The organism is Plantibacter sp. CFBP 8775, assembly GCF_014839505.1.
Lineage (GTDB): Bacteria > Actinomycetota > Actinomycetes > Actinomycetales > Microbacteriaceae > Plantibacter > Plantibacter auratus.
On sequence record NZ_JACYNV010000002.1, the window covers coordinates 197,236 to 213,149 of the forward strand.

A 15,914-nucleotide genomic window follows, 5' to 3' on the forward strand; every position below is an offset into this window, starting at 1 on the left:
TCGAGGAAGAGGAACACCGTGACCGGCACCGTCTACACCGACATCACCCAGGCCTACGGCCGCACCCCGCTCGTCCGTCTGAACCGTATCGCCGAGGGTGTCGAAGCGACCGTCCTGGCGAAGCTGGAGTTCTACAATCCCGGATCGAGTGTCAAGGACCGTCTGGGCATCGCGCTCGTCGATGCGGCGGAGGCCTCGGGCCAGCTGCAGCCCGGAGGGACCATCGTCGAGTCGACGAGCGGGAACACCGGCATCGCGCTCGCCCTCGTGGGAGCCGCGCGCGGCTACCGGGTCATCCTCACGATGCCGGCCTCGATGAGCAAGGAACGCCGGACCCTCCTCCGTGCCTACGGTGCCGAGCTCGTCCTCACCGATCCGACCAAGGGGATGGCGAACGCCGTGCAGGAGGCGCAGCGCATCGTCGCCGAGAACCCCGGCGCCGTCTGGGTCAGGCAGTTCGAGAACGAGGCGAACCCCGCCATCCACCGGCGGACGACCGCACCCGAGATCTGGGAGGACACCGCCGGCACGGTCGACGCGTTCGTCGCGGGCATCGGGACGGGCGGGACGATCACCGGCGTCGGCGGCTGGCTCCGCGAGCACAACCCGGACGTGCAGATCATCGCCGTGGAACCCGCGGACTCCCCGCTGCTCAGCGAGGGTCGCGCCGGTGGACACAAGATCCAGGGCATCGGCCCGAACTTCGTGCCCGACATCCTCGACACCTCCTTGTTCAGCGAGATCATCCCGGTCGAGACCGACACGGCCTACGCGACGGCACGACGCCTCGCGACCGACGACGGCATCATCGGCGGCATGTCCTCCGGCGCCGCGGTGTGGGCGGCCCTCGAAGTCGGCCGTCGGCCGGAGATGGCCGGCAAGACGATCGTCGTCATCATCCCCGACGCGGGCGAGCGCTACCTGTCGACGACGATGTACGACGACCTGCGCGACTAGGCTCGACGCATGGGAATGCTGTCGCGGGTCCGCGAGGACATCGGTGCCGCACGCGCACACGATCCGGCGGCCCGCGGCACCATCGAGATCGCACTCAGCTACTCCGGCCTGCACGCCGTCTGGGCGTACCGGCTACACCATCGCCTGTGGCGGCGCGGCTTCCGCACCCTCGCCCGGTTCGGATCCCAGTTCGCCCGGTTCCTCACCGGGATCGAGATCCACCCGGGCGCCCGGATCGGCAGGCGGTTCTTCATCGACCACGGCATGGGCGTCGTCATCGGCGAGACGGCCGAGGTGGGCGACGACGTCATGATCTTCCACGGCGTGACCCTCGGCGGGAAGAGCCGCGGCGTCGGCAAGCGCCACCCGACGATCGGTGACGGCGTCGCCGTCGGTGCCGGGGCGAAGATCCTCGGGCCCATCCTGATCGGTGCGGGGACCATCGTCGGCGCGAACGCCGTCGTCACCAAGGCGTGCCCACCCCGCAGCCTGCTGCTCGGCGTCCCGGCGGTCGAGCGCCCGCGCGGGAGCGGCACGCACGGTCTCGCGTTGCTCGATCCCGAGTACCACATCTGATCCGCGCGAGGTGAGGCGGTCCGTCGTCCACGCCTCCCCCGGACGACGATCTCCCGCATCCCACCCGCACCCCGTTCCTCGAGAGGTCCCCATGAGTCTCATCCGCCTGCACGACGTCACCGTCCGGTTCGAGGAGCGCCCGGTACTCCGCGACGTCTTCTTCCGGCTCGAGCCAGGCGACCGGGTCGGGCTCATCGGCCGGAACGGCTCCGGCAAGTCCACCCTCCTGAAGCTCGCGCTCGACCAGCTCCAACCGGACTCGGGCACCGTGACCATCGAGGACGGGACGCGGATCGGGTACTTCTCGCAGTTCTCGGAGCTCGACGGCAGCGCCACCATCACCGAGGTCCTCGAAGGACTCTTCGGTCACATCCACGCCATCGAGGCGGAACTCGCATCCATCGACGCCGCGATCGCCGCCGACCCGAACGACCTCGACCGGATGACGAAGCTCATCGAACGGCAGGCCGAGCTCTTCGAGGAGATGGAGCGCCAGGACGGCTGGGACTACCAGCGCCACATCGACACCGCCCTCACCACGCTCGGCTTCGACACCGCTCGCCGCGTGCTCCCCATCGACTCGCTCTCAGGTGGTTGGCGCAACCGCGCGGCGCTCGCGAAGATCCTCCTCGAGCGCCCGGACGTCCTGCTGCTCGACGAGCCGACGAACTTCCTCGACGTCGCGGGGGTCGAGTGGCTCGAATCCTGGTTCGGCTCGTTCCGCGGTGCGGCGATCGTCGTCTCGCACGACCGGACCTTCCTCGACGCCGTGGTCACGCGCATCGTCGAGGTCGAGAACTTCCACCTCCACGAGTACCCCGGCAGCTTCGACGAGTACGTCGTCCAGAAGCAGTTCCGGCTCAAGAGCCTCGAGGCGCAGTTCGTCCACGAGTCCGAACTGCTCGCCTTCGAGGCCGAGGGCATCTCGGACCGTCGCGAGGCGGCCAAGGCCGCCGGGAAGAAGGACCTCTCCTCGCAGCTGGCGAAGATCAAGAAGGCCAGGCCGCCGCGTCCGGTCGACGACATCATCACCGACATCTACGGCGGCCTGCACATCAAGGACACGCTCTGCCGGATCCAGGGGCTCACGAAGGCCTACGGCGAGCACACGCTGTTCGATGGACTCGACCTCGAGATCGGCCGCCGCGAACGCATCGTCGTCCACGGGCCGAACGGCGCGGGCAAGTCCACGTTCCTCCGGATCCTCGAGGGCGACGAACGCCCCGACGCCGGTCACGTCACGTGGACCGGCGGGGTCCGATACGCGTCCTACAACCAGATGGTCGACGAGCTGGACCTCACCGACACGGTCGCGCACGCCGTCGGCGCCATGCCCGACAGCCTCGCCTTCGCAGCGACGAAGAAGTCGGTGAACCGCTTCCTCGGCATGTTCCAGTTCTCCGACGCCGACCTCAAACAGAAGATCGGCATGCTCTCGGGTGGGCAGCGCGCCCGCGTCGCCATGGCCCAGTGCCTGCTTTCCGGAGCTTCGGTGCTCCTCCTCGACGAGCCGACGAACCACCTGGACCTCGCGAGCACGCAGGTGATGGAGCGCGCACTCGTGCACTTCCCCGGCGCCATCGTCGTGGTCAGCCACGACCGGTTCTTCGCCGACAAGGTCGCGACGAAGCGACTGCGCATCGGCTGAACGACGAAAGCGCAGTCGTGGTCGTCATCCGAGCGGGATGACGGCCACGACTGCGCTCACGAGTCCTAGTCCTGGTCGCCGATGTCGGCCAGGCGCGCTTCCTCGTCGGCGGTGATCGCCGATTCGATGATCGGCCCGAGCGCGCCGTTCATGACCCCGTCGAGGTTGTACGCCTTGTACCCCGTCCGGTGGTCGGCGATGCGGTTCTCGGGGAAGTTGTAGGTGCGGATGCGCTCGGAGCGGTCCATGGTGCGGATCTGCGTCTTGCGGGCAGCGCTGTCGAGAGCGGCCTGCTCCTCCTGCTGACGCGCGAGGATGCGGGCGCGGAGCACACGCATGCCGGCCTCACGGTTCTGCAGCTGGCTCTTCTCGTTCTGCATCGACACCACGATGCCGGTCGGCAGGTGGGTGATGCGCACCGCGGAGTCCGTGGTGTTGACCGACTGACCGCCGGGGCCGCTCGACCGGTAGACGTCGATCTTCAGGTCGTTCTGGCTGATCTCGACCTCCTCCGGCTCATCGACCTCGGGGAAGACGAGGACACCCGTGGTGGAGGTGTGGATGCGGCCCTGGGACTCGGTGGCCGGGACGCGCTGCACGCGGTGCACGCCGCCCTCGTACTTGAGGTGCGCCCAGACCCCCTGCGACGGGTCGGTCGCGTTCGACTTGATCGCCACCTGGACGTCCTTGTATCCACCGAGGTCGCTCTCGGTGCGTTCGAGGAGCTCGGTCTTCCACCCCTTGGACTCCGCGTAGTGCAGATACATCCGGAGCAGGTCGGCGGCGAAGAGCGCGCTCTCGGCGCCGCCCTCGCCACCCTTGATCTCCATGATGACGTCGCGGCCGTCGTCGGGGTCGCGCGGGATGAGCAGACGGCGGAGCTTCTCCTGGTTGGTCACCAGCAGCTCTTCGAGCACCGGCACCTCCTCGGCGAACGCCTCGTCCTCCTTGGCGAGTTCCCGAGCGGCGTCGAGGTCCTCCTGCGTCGCCTGCCAGGTGTGGTAGGCCGCGATGATCTTCGACAGCTCGGCGTAGCGGCGGTTGATCTTCTTCGACCGCGCGGGGTCGGCGTGGACCGCCGGGTCGGCGAGCTGATCCTGGAGATCCTTGTGCTCGGCGACGAGCGTCTCAACTGATTCGAACATCGTTCTCTTCCTTCATCACCATCATGCGGCACCGGGGGCGAAACAGGACCGACCCCACCCGTTCCCGATGCCGGTGCGGCGCGGGTACGGATGGGGTCGGTCGGGAGCGCTAGCGGTGGTTGTTCTCGTGTCCGTGGCTGTGCGACGTCGGTGCGGGCATCGACTTCTGCATCTGGACGAGGAACTCCACGTTGGACGTGGTCTCCTTCAGCTTGCCGAGGACGACCTCGAGGGCCTGCTGCTGGTCGAGGCCGGCGAGGGCACGACGCAGCTTCCAGGTGACCTTGACCTCGTCGGGGGCGAGCAGCATCTCCTCGCGGCGGGTCGAGGACGCGTTGACGTCCACGGCCGGGAAGATCCGCTTGTCGGCGAGCTGGCGCGAGAGCCGGAGCTCCGAGTTGCCGGTGCCCTTGAACTCCTCGAAGATGACCTCGTCCATCTTGGAACCGGTCTCGACGAGCGCGGTCGCGAGGATCGTGAGGGATCCGCCGTTCTCGATGTTGCGAGCGGCTCCGAAGAAACGCTTCGGCGGGTACAGCGCCGCGGCGTCGACACCGCCGGAGAGGATCCGACCCGAGGCGGGTGCGGCCAGGTTGTAGGCACGACCGAGACGCGTGATCGAGTCGAGCAGCACGACGACGTCGTGGCCGAGCTCGACGAGACGCTTGGCGCGCTCGATCGCGAGTTCAGCGACCGTCGTGTGGTCCTCGGCCGGACGGTCGAAGGTGGAGGCGATGACCTCACCCTTCACCGTGCGCTGCATGTCGGTGACCTCTTCGGGACGCTCGTCGACGAGCACGACCATGAGGTGGACCTCAGGGTTGTTGATCGAGATCGCGTTGGCGATCTGCTGCAGGACGATGGTCTTCCCGGCCTTCGGCGGGGCGACGATCAGGCCGCGCTGGCCCTTGCCGATCGGTGCGACGAGGTCGATGATGCGCTGCGTGAGCTTCGTCTGCTCCGTCTCGAGACGGAGGCGCTCCTGCGGGTACAGCGGGGTCAGCTTGCCGAACTCGACGCGGGCGCCGGCCTCGTCGACGGACAGGCCGTTGACGGAGTCGACCTTGACGATCGCGTTGTACTTCTGGCGGCTGCTGCTGTCGTTGTCGCGCGGCTGACGGATGGCCCCGACGACGGCGTCGCCCTTGCGCAGGTGGTACTTCTTCACCTGGCCGAGCGAGACGTAGACGTCGTTGGTGCCCGGGAGGTAGCCGGAGGTGCGCACGAAGGCGTAGTTGTCGAGGACGTCGAGGATGCCGGCGACCGGGATGAGGACGTCGTCCTCGGCGATCTCAGGCTCGACGTCGTCGTTCTGCACGGATCCGCGACGCTTGCGGTCGCGGTAGCGGCTGCGGCCGCCACGACCCTCGGAGTCGTCGCCCGGTGCACCCTGGTTGCCCTGACCGCCCTGGTTGCCGCGGTTCTGCCCCTGCTGCTCCTGCTTGGCGTCGGCCTTCTGGCCGGCGTCGGCGTTCTGGCCACCGGTGTTCTGGTTGCCGTTGTTCTGGCCGCCGTTGTTCTGGTTGCGGCCTCGGCCACGACCGCGGCGCCCACCGGACGACTGGCCGTCCTGCTGCTCGCCGTCCTGGGTGTCGTCGGCGTCCGTGTTCGCGGCGTCGTCGTTCGAGTCCTGCTCGGAGGCGTTCTGTGCGGCGCGGTTCTGCTCGCCGCCGGCCTGCTCGCCGGTGCCCTGCTCAGCCGTGTTCTGCTCGGCGTCGTCGGCGTTGCGGTCGCGATCGCGTCCGCGACCACGGCGGTTGCCGCGCGAACGCCTCGGCGTCTGCTCGGGGGTCGTCTCGTCGGCGCTCGGCGACTCAGCGGTCGCGGCGGCGTCATCGGACTGCTCGGCGGGAGCCGCGTCGGCCGGAGCGGACGGTGCCTCGGCCTCGACCGGGGCGGGTGCGGCAGCCGGCGCAGCCGGTGCCTCGACGACGGGGGCGCCGACGATCGGGGTCGCGTTCGGGGCGACGGTGGCCGTCGTGGCCCGGCGGGACTTGCGTCGCGCCGGCGGGGCCGCCTTCTCGGCACCGAAGGCCTGGTCGAGCGCGAGGTCGAGCTCGGGCAGCTTGGACTGCACCGGTGCCTCCGGCGCGACTTCGAGCGCGGAGACCGACTCGATGACGTCGGCGGTCTCGGTGGCCGCGGCGTCGGTGTCGGTGTCGGTGCTGTTCTGGATGGTCTGGATGGCTTCGACCAGCTCGCCCTTGCGGAGCTTCGAGGCTCCGGCCACTCCGAGAGCGGCGGCGAGACGCTGCAGGTCGGCGACCTTGAGCGTCTTCGGGTCGGCATCCAGCGAGACGCCTGAGGCGCCTTCGTTGACGTCTGTCACGTGTGTCTTCCTTCCCTTGCGTCGAGACAGAGCTGTCTCGCGCAGGCGGCGATCGCACCGGAATCCTGTGCGGCGGGTGGGTGATGTTCACACGACGCAGAGCCTGTGCGGATAGCCCGGTGCGACGACCCGGCGGAGCGCTGCTCAGCAGGATGGAAACACGGTGGGACCCGAACAGACGCGATCAATTGGTGCGAAAGCGATGATTGTGCGGAATTGCCCCGGAAGCCGGTTACGCCGAAGAGGCGGGGTGGGCCGGGTGCCCTCCCACTGTAGCACCCTTGAAGTCGACCGCGAGCATGAGCGACTGCCACGGGGTGGTGGCGTGCTCGGCGACCAGCGCGGTGGCTTCGAGGCGTCGTCCGGGATCGTCCGCGAGGACGAGGATCGACGGGCCGGCGCCGGACACGACGGCGGCGAAGCCGTGCTCACGCAGCAGCGTGATGAGGGTGTTCGTCTCGGGCATCGCGGCGGCGCGGTAGCTCTGGTGGAGCCGGTCCTCGGTGGCTGCGAGCAGGAGCTCGGGGCTCTGCGTGAGCGCGGCGACGAGGAGCGCCGAACGCGAGACGTTGAACGCCGCGTCGGCGTGTGGCACGTTGGCAGGCTGCAGGCTGCGGGCGAGTTCCGTGGACATCGTGTGCTCGGGGACGAGCACGAGCGGCGAGACCCCGCGGTGCACGATGAGCTTCTTGTGCTGCGGGCCGTCGTCCGTCGTCCACGCGATCGTCAGGCCGCCGAACAGCGCCGGAGCGACGTTGTCGGGGTGACCCTCCATCTCCGTCGCGAGCCGGAGGAGGTCGTCCGGTCCGAGCTCGACCCGACCCTCGAGGAGCCCCTTCGCCGCCATGATGCCGGAGACGATCGCGGCGCCCGAGGAACCGAGGCCGCGGCCGTGCGGGATGACGTTCCGCGCGACGACGTCGAGACCGGGGAGGTCGTGGCCGTAGGCACGCAGGGCGTGGGCGATCGCGGTGATCACGAGGTTCGACGCGTCGGTCGGCACCTCGCCGGCACCGACGCCGATGACCTCCACGAACACGCCCGGCTCCTCGCGGACCGTGACGGTCAGCTCGTCGTACAGGGCGAGCGCCAGACCGAGCGTGTCGAAGCCGGGTCCGAGGTTGGCGGTGGTCGCCGGCACCTTCACGGTGACGGTGCGTCCGATCGCAAGCGGTTCGGTGTGACTCATAGGGATGCCTGCAATCTGGTGAGAGGTCGGCGAGCGACGCGGTCGGTGGTCGTGCGGTTCGGCACCTACTCGGCTCCTTCGACCCGGAGCACGGACACGACCCGCTCGACGTGGGCGTTCGAGGCGAGCTGCTCGACGGTGGCCGCGAGGGCCGATTCGAGCGCCCGGTGGGTGCCGATGACCAGGGTAGCGGTCGACAGCGTCCCGTCCGAGGAGGCCACGGACTGCTGGAAGGTCTCGACCGAGACGCCGCCGTCGCTGAGGATCCCCGCGACCGCGGCGAGCACGCCGGGTTCGTCCGCCACCTCGAGGGTGACCTGGTATCGCGTCGTGACGCGGCCGATCTCGAGGACCGGCAGGTCGGCGTGCGTGGACTCGCCGACACCGGGGCCGCCGGCGACGTGACGACGGGCCGCCGAGACGAGGTCGCCGAGCACCGCGGAGGCGGTCTCCTTGCCACCGGCGCCGGCGCCGTAGAACATCAGGCTCCCGGCGTTCTCGGCCTCCACGAAGACCGCGTTGTTGCCGCCGTGTACGGCGGCCAGTGGGTGCTCCCGACCGATGAGTGCCGGGTAGACGCGGGCGGACAGGCCCTCCTCGCCGGTGGTCTCGTCGACGATCCGCTCGGCGATCGCCAGCAGCTTGATGACGTAGCCCTCGCTGCGGGCGAGGTCGACCTGCGCCTTCGTGATGCCGGTGATGCCCTCACGGTGGACGGCCTCGACGGGGACGGTGGTGTGGAAGGCGAGACTCGCCAGGATGGTCGCCTTCTGCGCCGCATCGTAGCCCTCGACGTCGAGGGTCGGGTCGGCCTCGAGGTACCCGAGCTCGCTCGCGACGGCTGCCGCGTCCTCCATCGTGTCGCCGAAGCGGTCCATCCGGTCGAGCATGTAGTTCGTGCTGCCGTTGACGATGCCGAGCACCCGGTTGATGCGGTCGCCCGCGAGGCTCTCCCGCAGGGGTCGGATGATCGGGATCGCCGCGGCGACGGCCGCCTCGTAGTACAGCTGGGCGCCGACCTGCTCAGCGGCGTCGAACAGTTCCGGGCCGTGGGTCGCGAGCAGCGCCTTGTTGGCGGTGACGATGTCGGCACCGGCGTTGATGGCCTGCAGGATGTGACTGCGCGCGGGCTCGATGCCGCCGATGAGTTCGATCACGATGTCGGCGCTCAGGATGAGCTGCTCGGCATCGGTCGTGTACAGCTCCTTCGGCAGGTCGACGTCGCGAGGTGCGTCGACGTCGCGCACGGCGATGCCGATGAGCTCGAGGCTCGCTCCGGCGCGGGACGCCAGTTCGTCGGCGTGCTCGAGCAGCAGACGCGCCACCTGCGAGCCCACCGATCCGGCGCCCAGGAGGGCGACCTTCAGTCCGCGGTATTCGATCATTCCGTGTCCAATCCCGCATCGCGGCTGAGGAGGTCGTGCTCGGTCTCGCCGCGCACGATGACGCGGGCCGCGCCACCCGACACGGCGACGACGGCCGGGCGACCGAGGTAGTTGTAGTTGCTCGCGAGGGACCAGCAGTAGGCCCCGGTCGCGGGGACGGCCAGGAGGTCGCCGTCGCGGACGTCCGCCGGCAGGTAGTCGGCGTTCACGACGATGTCGCCCGACTCGCAGTGCTTGCCGGCGATCCGGACGAGCGCGGGGGACGCGTCGCTCACGCGATCGGCGATCCGGACCGTGTAGTCCGCGCCGTACAACGACGGCCGGGCGTTGTCGCTCATCCCGCCGTCGACGCTGACGTAGCGGCGGACGGCCGTCTCGCCCTCGTCGTTCCAGGCGACCACGACGTCCTTGATCGTGCCGACCTCGTAGAGCGTGATGCCGGCGCCGCCGATGATCGCGCGTCCCGGTTCGAAGGCGAGCTTCGGGATCCGGACGCCGTGGAGGTCTGCCGCAGCCTGGACACCGGCGAGGATGTCCGCCGCAAGCTGCTCGATCGGCGTCGGGTCGTCGGCGCTGGTGTAGGCGATGCCGAAGCCGCCACCGAGGTTGAGCTCGGGCACGGGGCCGCCCTCGAGCAGGCGCGCGTGCACGGCGAGCAGACGGGCGGCGGATTCGGCGAACCCGTCGGACCCGAAGATCTGCGAGCCGATGTGGCAGTGGAGTCCGAGGAAGTCGAGCGAGGCGTGCGACCGGATGCGCGCGACGGCGTCGGCGGCGTCCTCGAGCGGCAGGCCGAACTTCTGGTCCTCGTGGGCGGTCGCGAGGTACTCGTGCGTGTGGGCGTGGACGCCGCTGTTCACGCGCAGGCGCACCGACTGGACCCGGCCGGCGCGCTCGGCCGCTGCGGCGACGCGGTCGATCTCGGTGAGGCTGTCGAGCACGATGGCACCGATCCCGACGCCCACGGCTCGCTCGATCTCCGCGACCGACTTGTTGTTGCCGTGGAAGCCCAGCTGGGCCGGATCGGTTCCGGCGGCGAGTGCGACGGCGAGCTCTCCGCCGCTGCAGATGTCGATGCGGAGGCCCTCCGCCGTCATCCACCGCGCGACCTCGACCGAGAGGAACGCCTTCCCCGCGTAGTAGACGGCGACACTCGTGCCGCGGGCGGCCGCCTCGCGCTCGAATGCCTCCCTCAGCGTGCGGGCGCGGGCACGCGCATCGTCCTCGTCGACGACGTAGAGCGGCGTGCCGAAGCGCTCCTGGAGCGTGCGGACGTCGACGCCGCCGAGCTGCAGGAGGCCGTCAGCGTCACGGGCGGCCGACGCCGGCCACACGGCCGGATCGAGCGCGTTCGGATCGACGGGCTCGGCGAGCCAGTCGGGGGCGAGGGGGTTTCTGGCCACGGGGGTGTCCTGAGTCCTGTTGAGCGGAAAAGGAGGTTCTCGTTGGGCGAGCGGACCCGGTTTGGCCCCTGAAGCACCGATTTGTAGAGCACCGAAGAAGGTGGATGCGTACGGCCCGGTGGTTGGTGATCCCGGTCGTCCGCACCCATCGTCGCTCGGTTGGAACGACTGTGGTGGAACACGGGCCGCAAGGCCCGACGGCACACCTCACCGCCCGGTCGGAGCAGTGGGTGTGTGGAAAGTCTAGCGAGACGTGCGTGCCCGTGCAGCATCGTGACGTCGGGTGGCTCGCTCCCCTCCACCGCTGGGTGGCGGGGCGAGGTTCAGTCGCAGCTGCCGAGCGTCTGCAGCGACGCCTCGTCGAGTCGGAGCGTCGTCGACGTCAGGGTGGCGGTCGCCGCCTCCGGCGTCACCGCGAGTCCGTCGAGGTCGACCCCCTTCGGCAGGTACTGGGCGACGCAGATGCTCGGCGGGTCGCCCTGCAGGAAGCCGGTCACGAGCGCCCGTAGGTCGATGACGCCGAGGAGGCCGGTGTCGACGTTGACGGACGTCGGCATGAGGTTCACGCGGTCGGCCGTGGTGGTCGGCGCCACGGAGAAGTCGTACGGGATCGTGAACCCGAGGACGGTCGCCTCGCCTGCGTACCCGATCTCGTCGTCGCCGAGGGTGAGCGTGCCCGGGAGCCCGGCCGTCTTGGCGAGTTCCGCCGCTCCGGCAGCATCGATCGTGATGGTCGCTACCACTCGACCGATGGTCTGCTCCGGGTCGAGGGGGACCCTGTCCGCACTGACCCGGAGGTCCAGCGGGACGCCGTCGACGCTCGCATCCGGTGCACGCAGGTCGACGTGCTCGAACGTTCCGGTGAGGTACTGGGCGATGACCGAGGCACCGCCGATCGACACGGCGACGTCCGCATCGACGTTGTCCGGCAGGCTCTGCTCGATCTGTGTCGCGACGCGCTCCTCGGCGACGCCGCGCACGATCGTGTCGGCGATCAGGAACGCGCCGACGAGGACGACGAGCACCCCGACGACGATGACGATCGGAAGCCAGGGACGCCTGCGCTTACCCGACGGTTGCTGCTCACTCATGTTCCGAGGGTAGCGAACCGTCGTCTCCGTGGACGCGTCAGCAGGCCTGGTCGAGCTCGACCTCCGGCATGTCGAGCACCCTGCCGCTGAATCGCTCCCAGTCGGCGGCCGAGGTGGGGTACAAGGCAGCCAGCGTGAACCCCTCCAGCTCGGTGAGGTTCGAGTCCTCCAGGGAACTCTTCGTCAGGACGTCCGGGGAGGTGAATGCCGCACGAACCGGGTCTCCGGGGATGACGAACGCCGGCGCGACCGTCTTCCCGCCCTCGCCCCGGACGACGACGGAGAGTGCCCCGTCGATCTGCAGCGTGCTCGTACCCACCTCCTCGAGCTCGATCTCGAACGGCGCGCACTGCACCGGAGGCGAGACGATGTTCTGGAGGTAGTCCATGGTGCCGACGCTGCCGGCGTGCAGGCCGTCGGGGAACCGCAGGCGGATCGAGACACCGGACCCTTCCGTCCCGAACGGCGCGAACGCACGGAGGTCCACGGCCGACGCGGAGGTCGCGCTCGGCGTCGCGGTGCCGGGAACGCCCGAGCCCTGGCCGACACAGCCGGAGAGCGACAGGGCCGCCGCGATCACGACGACGACGAGGGACTGGCGGGACGTGAGGCTGCGCATCCTGTCACGCTACCGAAGGACTCACCGCTCGGACAGCGCACACCGGAGATCGGCGCGAGCGCAGGACCGCTCCCGAGGGACTGTCCTGTGCTCCCGCGGATCTCCTGCTGCGCGGATGCTACATCCGCTCCGGCGCGGAGACGCCGAGGAGCGCCAGCCCGTTCCGGATGACGGTGCCGGTCGCGTCGTTCAGCCAGAGGCGCGTGCGGTGCAGGTCGGTGACCGGCTCCTCCCCCATCGGGACGACCCGGCAGCTGTCGTACCACTTGTGGTACAGGCTCGCGGTCTCCTCCAGGTGCCGGGCGACGCGGTGCGGCTCGCGCAGCTGTGCGGCCTGCGCGACGATCCGCGGGAACTCCTGGAGGACGCCGAGGAGCGCCGACTCCGTCTCGTGGACGAGCAGCTCCGGTGCGAAGGCGCTGCGATCGACCCCGGCCGAGGCGGCGTTGCGCGCCACCGAGTTCGTGCGGGCGTGCGCGTACTGGACGTAGAACACGGGGTTGTCGTTCGTCCGGCTGCGGAGCTGCTCCGGGTCGAGGGCCAACGGCGAATCGGCCGGGTAGCGACCGAGCGAGTACCGCAGGGCGTCCGTCCCGATCCAGGCCTGCAGGTCGTCCAGCTCGATGATGTTGCCGGCGCGCTTGGAGAGTCGGGCGCCGTTCACGCTGACGAGCTGCCCGATGAGCACCTCGATGTCGCGGTCCGGGTCGTCTCCGGCCGCACCCGCGAGGGCCTTCAGCCGGTGGACGTAGCCGTGGTGGTCGGCGCCGAGCAGGTAGATCTTGTGCTGGAAGCCGCGGTCGCCCTTGTTCAGGTAGTACGCGGCGTCGGCGGCGAAGTAGGTGTAGACACCGTTGGAGCGACGGATGACGCGGTTCTTGTCGTCGCCGAAGTCCGTCGTGCGCACCCAGACGGCGCCCTCCTCGTCGAACACGTGCCCCTGCTCGCGCAACCGGTCCACGGCCTGGTCGATGAGGCTCGTGCCGTCCTCGCCCGTCGCGTGCAGGGTGCGCTCGCTGAACCAGACGTCGAAGTGGACGTTGAAGCGCTCGAGGGACGCGCGGATCTCACCGAGCTGCAGGGCGTAGGCGCGTTCCCGCGCGACCTCACGGGCGTCCGGACGCTCGAGGAGGTCGGGGATCTCGGCCAGCACGGTCTTCGCGAGGTCGCCGATGTACGCCCCGGGATAGCCGCCCTCAGGCGTCGGCTCACCCTTGGCCGCGGCGAGGATCGAGTCCGCGAAGGTGTCCATCTGGTTGCCGGCGTCGTTGATGTAGTACTCGCTGACGAGCGTCGCACCGGACGCGCTCAGCACGCGAGCCAGGGAGTCGCCGAGCGCGGCCCAGCGCGTGTGGCCGATGTGCAGCGGGCCGGTCGGGTTGGCCGAGACGAACTCGATGTTGATGGTCTGACCGGCGAGGCTGTCGTTGCGGCCGAACGCGTCGCCGGCGTCGACGATCACCTTCGCGAGCGCACCCGCGGCAGCGGCGTCGAGGCGCACGTTGATGAACCCGGGGCCGGCTACCTCGACCGAGGCGACACCGTCGACCTGCACGAGCGCGTCGGCGAACTCCTGCGCGAGCTCGCGCGGGTTCGCCCCCACGCGCTTCGCGAGCTTCATCGCGATATTGCAGGCCCAGTCGCCGTGATCGCGGTTCTTCGGACGCTCCAGCACCACGTCGTCGATCGACACCGCGACCTCGTCGGTGATGCCCGCCGCCTCGCGTCGTCGTTCGACGATCGGAACGACGATGGCGTGCAGGGCGGAGGCGAGGTCTTCAGGAGTCACGAGGAGCGATTCTACCCGGGCGCGTCGCACCGGCGACACGGTGGGCCTCGGGGGCGACCGTCAGGCGAGCACGACCGCCTGCGCGGGGTCGTCGGCGGGCAGGACGTCGATCAGGGCGTCGATCCGCATGTCCTCGACGGTCACGTTGCCGTGATGGTTGCTCAACCAGGCCACGTCCGCGGCGTCGCGTCCGGTGGCGATGCGGACGAGCGACTGACGCGGTGCCAGGCCCGTCGCGTCGACCACGTGCCAGGCGCCGTCGACGAAGCCCTCGGCCACCGCGTGGAAGTCCATGGGGACGAGACCCGGGGCGTAGACCGCGGCGTACCGGGCCGGGATGTCGAGCGCCCGAAGCATCGCGATGGTCAGGTGCGCGAAGTCCCGGCACACGCCACGCCCCGCGGCCAGGGTCGACACCGCACTGTCCGACACGGTCGTGGAGCCGGAGACGTAGGAGAGGTGTCGTCCGACCCAGGCCGCCACCCACGGCAGCACCTGCAGACCGCCGGACACCGTGCCGTCCTCGTGCAGGCGACGGTGCTCGAGCAGGTAGCCGAGCTCGGAACGCGCGAGCGAGAACAGCGCGTCCGACTCGCAGTACCGGCTGGGACGGAGGTAGGTCACGGTCTCCAAGGCGTCCACGGGACGCGGCACGGCCTGCCCGACGACCACCGCCTCGTAGTCGACCTGCAAGCGGCCGGGCTCGGCGATGACCCGGTGGAGTCGTGTGTCGTCCGGACCCACGATCTCGGTGACGGCGCACGGGCCGTCCGAGGAGTGCACCTGCAGTCGCTCGCTCGCCAGCGGGGTGCCGCCGGCTGCAGCGATGGAGAAGATGAGGTCGGCTCGATCGTGCACCCGCAGATCGAGCGACGCGGTCAGGGTGCGCTGCATGACCTCATTGTTCCACGCGACGGGCGACGCGGAACCCGCACGCCTCCGGTACCGGCGTGGGTCCCGACTCTGGTAGCTTGGACACGTTCCGCCTTCGTAGCTCAGCGGAAGAGCGCTTCCCTCCGGAGGAAGAAGTCGCTGGTTCGAATCCAGTCGAGGGCACCATCACCATCTCGCGAGGTCCTGCTTCGCATCGCTCCGACTCCGGAACGCGGGGGCCATGCACCGAGCCGATCCCCTCCCGCAGCCGACGGTCCGCTTCCTGCGCTGGGCCAGCGCCGCTGAGCTCGACCTCGCCGGCACGGCCGCCCGGCTGGACGCGTCCGCCCGTGACCGCCTCGACACCTCCTCCGCTGCCGCGGCCCGTCGGTTCCTGTTCGGTCGCGCACTGCTCGTGCGCACCGTCGCGGAGACGATCGGCACCGGCCCCGAGCGGATCGAGGTCACGGCGGTCTGCCCGGACTGCGGTCTCGCGCACGGACGACCACGGGTGCGCTTCGGAGACCGGACCGTCCACGTGAGCGTCTCCCACACCGCCGACGCCTCCGCTGTAGCGGTGTCGATCGAGCACCCCGTCGGTGTCGACGTCGAACGGCTCGACGCGGCCCGGTTCGCCGGCGTCGAGGACGTCGCCCTCACCCCCGCGGAACGGGAGCAGTGGCAGCGACTGCCGGACCGACGACGCCTCCGGGCGCTCGCCGAGCGTTGGACGGCGAAGGAGGCCGTGACGAAGGCCCTCGGTACGGGCCTCACGACCGATCCCGCGACGATCGACCTCGGGCCGGATGCCGCACCACACGTCACCGAGACCGCGGGCCACCGCTTCGTCGTCGACCACCCGGAGCCCGTGCCGGGATTCGTCGTCGCGACTGCCCTCCTGCTCCCCTGA

Annotated in this window: 13 protein-coding genes and 1 tRNA gene; 5 read left to right on the forward strand and 9 right to left on the reverse strand. The window is 69.9% G+C overall.

Annotation, left to right across the window (positions count from 1 at the left end):
* The first annotated feature begins 18 nt into the window (after nt 1-18).
* The 3 genes from cysK (at nt 19) to IFR14_RS13560 (ending at nt 3,181) form a co-directional block, all read left to right on the forward strand.
* The gene (cysK, locus tag IFR14_RS13550) at nt 19-957 is read left to right on the forward strand and encodes a cysteine synthase A (protein ID WP_191941411.1); all 939 of its coding nucleotides are present in this window, start codon (nt 19-21) and stop codon (nt 955-957) included.
* Nucleotides 958-966: 9 nt separating this feature from the next.
* Nucleotides 967-1,533, forward strand: a complete 567-nt coding sequence (gene epsC / locus IFR14_RS13555; RefSeq protein ID WP_191941412.1) for a serine O-acetyltransferase EpsC — start codon at nt 967-969, stop codon at nt 1,531-1,533.
* 91 nt (nt 1,534-1,624) lie between these two features.
* The gene (locus tag IFR14_RS13560; RefSeq protein WP_191941413.1) at nt 1,625-3,181 is read left to right on the forward strand and encodes an ABC-F family ATP-binding cassette domain-containing protein; all 1,557 of its coding nucleotides are present in this window, start codon (nt 1,625-1,627) and stop codon (nt 3,179-3,181) included.
* A 65-nt stretch (nt 3,182-3,246) separates the two neighbouring features.
* On the opposite strand, the gene prfA is transcribed toward IFR14_RS13560, so the two are convergent.
* The 9 genes from prfA to IFR14_RS13605 all read right to left on the reverse strand — a co-directional run bounded on the left by prfA (nt 3,247) and on the right by IFR14_RS13605 (nt 15,025).
* Nucleotides 3,247-4,326 carry a peptide chain release factor 1 gene (gene prfA / locus IFR14_RS13565; RefSeq protein ID WP_071262434.1) on the reverse strand — a complete coding sequence of 360 codons (1,080 nt, stop codon included), beginning with the start codon at nt 4,324-4,326 and terminating at the stop codon, nt 3,247-3,249.
* A gap of 109 nt (nt 4,327-4,435) precedes the next feature.
* Entirely contained in the window at nt 4,436-6,655 is a 2,220-nt protein-coding gene (rho, locus tag IFR14_RS13570) for a transcription termination factor Rho (RefSeq protein ID WP_191941414.1), read from the reverse strand.
* Nucleotides 6,656-6,887: 232 nt separating this feature from the next.
* A complete protein-coding gene (gene thrB, locus IFR14_RS13575; protein ID WP_071262436.1) occupies nt 6,888-7,844 on the reverse strand; it encodes a homoserine kinase in 957 nt (318 codons plus the stop codon).
* 65 nt (nt 7,845-7,909) lie between these two features.
* The gene (locus IFR14_RS13580) at nt 7,910-9,229 is read right to left on the reverse strand and encodes a homoserine dehydrogenase (RefSeq protein WP_079002763.1); all 1,320 of its coding nucleotides are present in this window, start codon (nt 9,227-9,229) and stop codon (nt 7,910-7,912) included.
* Complete coding sequence (gene lysA, locus IFR14_RS13585; protein WP_191941415.1) at nt 9,226-10,632, reverse strand: diaminopimelate decarboxylase; 1,407 nt, start codon at nt 10,630-10,632, stop codon at nt 9,226-9,228. The genes IFR14_RS13580 and lysA overlap by 4 nt, the downstream gene beginning before the upstream one ends.
* A gap of 323 nt (nt 10,633-10,955) precedes the next feature.
* Nucleotides 10,956-11,723 carry an LmeA family phospholipid-binding protein gene (locus tag IFR14_RS13590; RefSeq protein WP_191941416.1) on the reverse strand — a complete coding sequence of 256 codons (768 nt, stop codon included), beginning with the start codon at nt 11,721-11,723 and terminating at the stop codon, nt 10,956-10,958.
* A 37-nt stretch (nt 11,724-11,760) separates the two neighbouring features.
* Complete coding sequence (locus IFR14_RS13595; protein ID WP_191941417.1) at nt 11,761-12,342, reverse strand: hypothetical protein; 582 nt, start codon at nt 12,340-12,342, stop codon at nt 11,761-11,763.
* Between the two features lie 118 nt (nt 12,343-12,460).
* Complete coding sequence (locus IFR14_RS13600) at nt 12,461-14,131, reverse strand: arginine--tRNA ligase (protein WP_137243306.1); 1,671 nt, start codon at nt 14,129-14,131, stop codon at nt 12,461-12,463.
* Between the two features lie 60 nt (nt 14,132-14,191).
* Nucleotides 14,192-15,025, reverse strand: coding sequence for a transglutaminase-like domain-containing protein (locus IFR14_RS13605; RefSeq protein ID WP_086473968.1), 834 nt, complete (start codon nt 15,023-15,025; stop codon nt 14,192-14,194).
* Between the two features lie 90 nt (nt 15,026-15,115).
* Between IFR14_RS13605 and IFR14_RS13610 the strand changes: the two genes are divergently transcribed.
* Nucleotides 15,116-15,190, forward strand: a tRNA-Arg gene (locus tag IFR14_RS13610).
* A 55-nt stretch (nt 15,191-15,245) separates the two neighbouring features.
* Nucleotides 15,246-15,914 carry a 4'-phosphopantetheinyl transferase family protein gene (locus IFR14_RS13615; protein WP_191941418.1) on the forward strand — a complete coding sequence of 223 codons (669 nt, stop codon included), beginning with the start codon at nt 15,246-15,248 and terminating at the stop codon, nt 15,912-15,914.